The sequence below is a fragment of the Pseudogemmobacter sp. TB195 genome (assembly GCF_058313095.1).
The window spans coordinates 1-630 of record NZ_JBZEGG010000128.1 but is presented as its reverse complement, the minus strand read 5'-3'; the positions used below and the strand labels follow the sequence as shown (position 1 = coordinate 630).

Genomic DNA, 630 nt, shown 5'->3' with positions numbered 1-630 from the left:
GTTCGTATGTATCCTTTTTTGATCCAATTTGCGCATACAAGAATTTTGAAAATGATATGGATATCAGATTCAATGTTAGTTTCATTTTTCAGGAACAATTTAAGTTGTTTGCCCAAATTTGAATGGGCCTCACCTGGTGCTGTAGCCTTTAGAGACCGCTGCGCCTGAAGTTTCCAGTTCGTGGCCAGTTCTTGTGCATGGAAATACAGATTGTGCCCGATTTCAATGTAATTTGGCGGATCGCTCTCGGAAATATTGCGCCAAACGCACCTCGATTGGGACCTGACAAGAGGGTATATGTTGTAATTCTTGAGACCTTCGATAGAAGGGAGCAGCAATCCATATGCCTCGCATGGAATATTCATATTATCGTCAAAACTATCTGTGATAGTAATGTTGCCGACAATTTTCTTAATACAATCCGCGATGTATAATGGCATGCGGTAAATTTTTCCAAAGAATAATTCTTTTGCAAATAGCGTTTCATACTTCGGGTATAGTACCCGATATTCATCTGGTGCAAGTAGATTTAAGAAGTAGTCAACAATTATTGCCGTATATGCTCCAGCTGTTACGTCGACAGATTGCCAGTTATACATATCCCGCAGCGGCGTCGGGGTGATGTCCGCA

General features: G+C 41.3%; 1 protein-coding gene. It reads right to left on the bottom strand.

The features are described from left to right. On the bottom strand, positions 1-630 hold a 630-nt coding region (locus AC4FS3_RS28970), incomplete at both ends, for a hypothetical protein (protein ID WP_491023414.1).